The sequence below is a fragment of the Nitratidesulfovibrio liaohensis genome (assembly GCF_011682075.1).
Lineage (GTDB): Bacteria > Desulfobacterota > Desulfovibrionia > Desulfovibrionales > Desulfovibrionaceae > Cupidesulfovibrio > Cupidesulfovibrio liaohensis.
Genome location: NZ_VSMK01000141.1, coordinates 1 through 6,069, shown reverse-complemented (window position 1 = coordinate 6,069; position 6,069 = coordinate 1). Strand labels below are relative to the sequence as shown.

Here is a 6,069-nt window from a genome sequence, read left to right as displayed (position 1 = left end):
GCGAGGCCCAGGCCAGCGCCCCCACCCCGACCAGCAGGGCCAGCCGGGCCAGCGGCGTGCGGGGGTGCGCCAGCAGCGAGGCCCCCAGCAGGCAGGCCGCCACCCCGTGCAGGATCAGCGTGCTGCCGAACCAGGAAACCAGCACCATGCCGCCCAGAAAGGTACCCAGAATGCTGCCCGCCGTGGATACGGCGTACAGCCGCCCCACCACCGCGCCGGAGGTGTCCATGTCCGACAGGGCCAGGCGCACCACGTAGGGCGACACCATGCCGCACAGCACGCCCGGCACGGCGAACAGCAGCACAGCGGCCACCACGGCGGCGAGGTACAGCGAATCGAGCCCACCAGCCACCCAACCCACCACCCGGCCATGCGCCAGGGCCACGGCCAGCACGGACAACGCGGCCCCGGCCAGGATGCGCGACAGGGTGCGCCGCGACAAGGTTCGGTCGGCCAGGCGCCCGCCCAGCCAGTAGCCCGCGCTCAGGCTGGCCAGCACCACGCCGATGAGGCTGGTCCAGACGATGACCGAGGTGCCCAGATGCGGGGCCAGCAGGCGCGCCCCCACCATTTCGAGCACCATGACCATGGTGCCGGACAGGAACATGATCGCGTCGAGCATGGGGCCTCCTGCGGGAGCGAGGATCGGGGAAGGGAGAAGATACGCGGGGATGCCGTGCTCTTGCTGTATCAGGGGGCGGGGCGGCGAGGCAACGGGGCGGCGGCGGAAAGGGCGGGGGCTGGCGGGTAAACAGGGCGGTCGCGCACGGTTGTGCGAGGCGCTGCCCCGCACATGAAAGGGAAGGTCGCCGTGCCCGGCAGGGGTACGCCACGTCCCTTTCGCGTCTCCGCTGCGCGGGCGGAGCATGGCGGACCGAAGCGATTTCGCGGCCGGCACCGGGCACGACGGCCTTCGCATCGGGACATAAAGCAACGCACCTTCCGCCGCAAGTGCGGGAACGGCCGGGCACGCAAAAGGGGCTCCGCCAATGCGGAGCCCCCTTGTCAAAACACCATGGGCCGGGCCTGCGCCCCGCGCTCTTCGCGCGCGGACATGCAGTGCACGCAGCGGGTGGTGGTGGGCACGGCCAGCAGCCGCGCGGCGGGAATCTCGTTGCCGCAGTCGTCGCAGTAGCCGAAGTCCTCGTCGTCCAGCCTCTCCAGCGTGGCGCGCAGCACCTGCAAGCGTGTTTCGGTGCGCTGCTTCCACGACCGGTAGGTCATGCCTTCCACGTCGGGCATCCGCTCGGGGTCGCTCGCATCCTCCACGCCCTGCAGGCCGCGCCAGCGGTCCAGGGCCTCGCGCAGGTCGCGGATTTCCTGCTTCAGTCTGCGCCGTACCACGGCAATGGTTTCTTCGCGCATGTCGCTCCTCCTTCGGCGCGGCCTTGGCCCTGCCCGCGCGGTGCGCGGGGGGCGGCCAGGCGCCGGGTGCCCCTTGGGGCAAGTTTGTCGGGTGGGTAAAAAAAAAGCCCCGCCTACCAGGATGGTGGACGGGGCCGCGTGTTGCGTGTGCGTGCGGAATGCCGCTATGCGCCCCCCCCCGTCCCGGTGACACGTTCACCACAGGCAAAGAACCGGTCGGAACCGGTGAATGCGGTGGCGCGGGCGGAAAGGGTAATGAAACGCATGGGAGATTCCTTGTTCAGCTTCTGAGGGTAAATTCCGTGTGCTTCACGAAAGAACTGTTTCGGACGCAACGGCCTTACTATACATCTTCTTGCGGCCAATGCAAGCCCTGATGCGCCACCTGTCCCACGCTTCGCGCCACGCTGCACCGGCACTGCACAACACCATGAATTATCTTGCGTTCGACGCGGACAGCACGCCGCCCCCACTACCGCCCGCCGTGGAATGACGAACCACGGCTACCGCAGCGCGCCACCCCGGCCCTGGCCATGACGGGGGCACCAGAGACCAGTCGGGGGCACACCGTGGACACCGGGCGCCCGAAAAAAACGGAACGCGCCGACCGGCCCGAAGGCTGGTCGGCGCGTTCGCCCGGCGTGGAGCGCCGGATTGGCTCAGCGGTCCTGCGCAGCTTCAAGGGGCGCGGATGCCGCGGCACCGCGCGCTACCTCGTTCTGCGCATGGACGAATGTGAACAGGGCCGAAGTGAGAATGATGATGGCCAGCAACAAGTACCTCATCGAACGGACATCCTTCTGCGACGGTTGAAGGTGGCGAGGTACGGCGCCCTGGGCGCCTGCCTGCGCAATGCGGTCCCCGTTGCATGCGCTATAGTCCGGGTTGGTCCGTCGCGCAAGCCAAAATGCGTTTCTTTTCCGCACGGTGCAAAACATTGCGCAACGGTGTGACGCCCACGCGTCAATCCGTTGCCGGACCCCCTGCCCCTTGCGATGGCGGGCACACCACCCGGCAAGCCTGCCGACGCCCCCCCCCGGCTGCCGCGTTGCTTCCGTCCCGTCATCCTGCTAGATTGCGAACATCGAAAAGCGTACCCGCCCGGCAGCAACCGCATCACGCGGTCAGGCGCGCGGGTCCGGTGCACGGATCAGGCTCACAGGTCAGGCGCACGGGTCGGGCGCGCGGTTTCGCACCGCGTCACCCCGTGCGACTCGACCCTACCTACCATGACAGGGAGAACCTTCATGTCCGGCTACATGCTTTGGGGCGGCTTCAACCTCTTCGTGCTCGTCCTGCTGGCCTTCGACCTTGGCGTGCTGCACCGCAAGGACAAGGAAATGTCCCTGTCCGGCGCGCTGTGGATGAGCCTTGCCTACTTCGCGCTGGCGCTGGCCTTCGGCGGCGGCGTGTTCGTGTTCATGGGCGAGCAGAAGGGGCTGGAATACATCACCGGCTACCTCATCGAAAAAAGCCTCAGCGTGGACAACATCTTCGTATTCGTGCTGGTGTTCACCCATTTCGCGGTGCCCGCCGCCTTGCAGTACCGGGTGCTGTTCTGGGGCATTCTGGGGGCGCTGGCCATGCGCGCCGGGCTTATCCTGGCCGGGGCGGCCATCCTGAACGCCTTCCACTGGGTGATCTACGTGTTCGGCGGGTTTCTGGTCATCACCGGCATCAAGATGCTGCTGGCGGCCGACAGCGAGCCGGACCTTTCCGGCAACCGGGTGGTGCGGCTGTTCCGCCGCCACTTCCGGCTGACGGAAGGCTACGAGGGCGGACACTTCGTGGTGCGCAAGAACGGCCTTCTGCACGCCACCCCGCTGCTGGTGGTGCTGGTGATCATCGAATTCTCCGACCTGGTCTTCGCGCTGGACTCCATCCCCGCCATCTTCGCCGTATCCACCGACCCGTTCATCGTCTACACCTCCAACGTGTTCGCCATCCTGGGCCTGCGGGCGCTGTATTTCGCGCTGGCGGGGGTCATCCACCGCTTCCGCTACCTCAAGTACGGCCTGTCGCTGGTGCTGGTGTTCATCGGCGGCAAGATGATCGTCAACGCCGCCTTCGACGCCAAGATCATTTCCACCGGCGTCGCACTGCTGGTGACATTTGCCATCATTGCCGGGTCCATGCTGATTTCGATGCTGAAGACACGCGGCGCGGACGCGGAAGCGCAGGCCGCCCCGCCCCTGGGCTGGGTGCCGGGCACCCCGAGCAAGAGCGAAGGCTCCGCCGACGACACCGGCAAGACCCCGCGTTGACACCCCCTCTGCTCCGGAATATCTTTTATCCGCAAATAACCGCTCTCCCGACTGCCCCCCAGTTGGCCCGCAACGTGTCTCGACTGACGAGGCAGCCGTGACTGGCCCAACGGGCCACGACGACGCATCCACCACAACCGCCCCGGCTCCGGAACGCACCGGCACCTCATGGATACCCGCACCCGCCTCGCCACCCTGCTGGAACGCCTGCGCGACAACGGACACCGACTCACCCCCCAGCGGGTGGCCATCATCCGCGCCCTGATCGAACACGACGGCCACCCCACGGTGGAACAACTGCACCAGTCCATCCTGCCGGACTTTCCCACCACCAGCCTGGCCACGGTATACAAGACCATCGCCCTGCTGAAGGAAGACGGCGAAGTGCTGGAACTGGGCTTTGGCGAACTGGGCAGCCGCTACGACGGCAGGCACCCGGAACCGCATCCCCACCTTATCTGCACCCGGTGCGGGGCCATCGCCGACTATTCGTCGCAGGGGTTGGACGAACTGGTGGCGCGCATGGCCGCCGAAACGGGCTTTGCCGTGGACAGCCACCGGTTCGACATGTTCGGGCTGTGCCCGGCCTGCCAGGATGCGTCTCCGAGGCCCAAGGACGTGACGCCGACCGCCACCGACCACGCCACGGATCAACGCCCGGACTGATCGAATTGGCCAGCGTGGCCGCCCCATACTCGTCTCTTCTAAGAACACTGCTTTTACAGCACATTCCACACAATATCAGGCCCGGCCCCGCCGGGCCTCTTCATTTTCGTTGACAGTTATTTCCACTTTTGGATAATAATTATTACAAGAGTATTTTTATCAACAACTATAGCGCCGTCTCTCCAGGCAGTCCCCTACCGACATCCAACAGGCACCCCCAACAGGAGGAACCCATGACAAAGCACAAGCTCACCACCAACGCAGGCGCCCCGGTACCCGACAACCAGAATGCCATGACCGCCGGGCCGCGCGGCCCCATGCTGCTGCAAGACGTGTGGTTTCTTGAAAAGCTGGCCCACTTCGACCGGGAAGTGATTCCCGAGCGGCGCATGCACGCCAAGGGGTCCGGCGCGTACGGCACGTTCACCGTCACCCACGACATTTCCAAATACACCAAGGCGGCCCTGTTCTCGAAAATCGGCAAGAAGACCGACCTGTTCGTGCGCTTTTCCACCGTGGCGGGCGAACGCGGCGCTGCCGACGCGGAACGCGACATCCGGGGATTCGCCATCAAGTTCTACACCGAACAGGGCAACTGGGACCTGGTGGGCAACAACACCCCGGTCTTCTTCCTGCGCGACCCCCTGAAGTTCCCCGACCTGAACCACGCCGTGAAGCGCGACCCGCGCACCAACATGCGCAGCGCGAAGAACAACTGGGATTTCTGGACATCCCTGCCCGAGGCGCTGCACCAGGTCACCGTGGTCATGAGCGACCGGGGCATTCCCGCCAGCTACCGGCACATGCACGGCTTCGGCAGCCACACCTTCAGCTTCATCAGCCCGGACAACCAACGCTACTGGGTGAAGTTCCACCTGCGCACCCAGCAGGGCATCAGGAACCTGACCGATGCCGAGGCCGAGGCCATCGTGGCCAGGGACCGCGAAAGCCACCAGCGCGACCTGTACGACAGCATCGAGCGCGGTGACTTCCCCAGGTGGACCATGTACGTGCAGGTGGTGGCGGAACGGGACGTGGAAAAGTTCCCCTACCACCCCTTCGACCTGACCAAGGTGTGGTTTCACAAGGACGCCCCGCTCATCGAGGTGGGGGTGCTGGAACTGAACCGCAACCCCGAAAACTACTTCGCCGAGGTGGAGCAGGCCGCGTTCAACCCCGCCAACGTGGTGCCGGGCATCGGCTTTTCGCCCGACAAGATGCTGCAGGGCCGCCTGTTCTCCTACGGCGACGCGCACCGCTACCGCCTGGGCGTGAACCACCACCTGATCCCGGTCAACGCCGCGCGCTGCCCGGTGCACAGCTACCACCGCGACGGGGCCATGCGGGTGGACGGCAACCACGGCAGCACCCTGGCCTACGAACCCAACAGCTACGGCGAATGGCAGGAACAGCCCGACTTCGCCGAGCCGCCCCTGGCCATCAAGGGCGATGCCGCGCACTGGAACTACCGCGAGGACGATGCCGACTACTACGACCAGCCGGGGCGCCTGTTCCGCCTGATGACCCCGCAGCAGCAGGACGAGTTGTTCCAGAACACCGCGCGGGCCATGGGCGATGCGCCGGAAGAGATCAAGCGACGCCACGTGGGCAACTGCGCCAAGGCCGATCCGGCTTACGGTGCGGGCGTGGCCAAGGCCCTGGGGCTGAAGATGTAACATGCACAGCGCGCCCGGCCCCACGGGCCGGGCGCGCACCATTGTTCCGGAGGGCGGCCCGGCTGCCGCCTCCCCCGCTCCGGCGGTCCGGCGCTCCG

The 6,069-nt window shown here is 66.3% G+C and carries 5 protein-coding genes; 3 read left to right on the top strand and 2 right to left on the bottom strand.

Features of this window, described 5'->3' with window-relative positions; genetic code table 11:
• Both FVW27_RS06025 and FVW27_RS06020 read right to left on the bottom strand, forming a co-directional pair.
• Positions 1–622 (bottom strand): fused MFS/spermidine synthase (locus tag FVW27_RS06025; RefSeq protein WP_167123590.1); only part of this gene is annotated, 622 nt, incomplete at its 3' end.
• A gap of 383 nt (positions 623–1,005) precedes the next feature.
• Positions 1,006–1,365, bottom strand: coding sequence for a TraR/DksA family transcriptional regulator (locus FVW27_RS06020; RefSeq protein WP_012612377.1), 360 nt, complete (start codon positions 1,363–1,365; stop codon positions 1,006–1,008).
• 1,247 nt (positions 1,366–2,612) lie between these two features.
• Between FVW27_RS06020 and FVW27_RS06015 the strand changes: the two genes are divergently transcribed.
• The 3 genes from FVW27_RS06015 to FVW27_RS06005 all read left to right on the top strand — a co-directional run bounded on the left by FVW27_RS06015 (position 2,613) and on the right by FVW27_RS06005 (position 5,971).
• The gene (locus FVW27_RS06015) at positions 2,613–3,629 is read left to right on the top strand and encodes a TerC family protein (protein WP_167123588.1); all 1,017 of its coding nucleotides are present in this window, start codon (positions 2,613–2,615) and stop codon (positions 3,627–3,629) included.
• A gap of 168 nt (positions 3,630–3,797) precedes the next feature.
• The gene (locus FVW27_RS06010; RefSeq protein ID WP_243838241.1) at positions 3,798–4,295 is read left to right on the top strand and encodes a Fur family transcriptional regulator; all 498 of its coding nucleotides are present in this window, start codon (positions 3,798–3,800) and stop codon (positions 4,293–4,295) included.
• A 233-nt stretch (positions 4,296–4,528) separates the two neighbouring features.
• Positions 4,529–5,971, top strand: a complete 1,443-nt coding sequence (locus FVW27_RS06005; RefSeq protein WP_167123586.1) for a catalase — start codon at positions 4,529–4,531, stop codon at positions 5,969–5,971.
• The last annotated feature ends 98 nt before the right edge of the window (positions 5,972–6,069 follow it).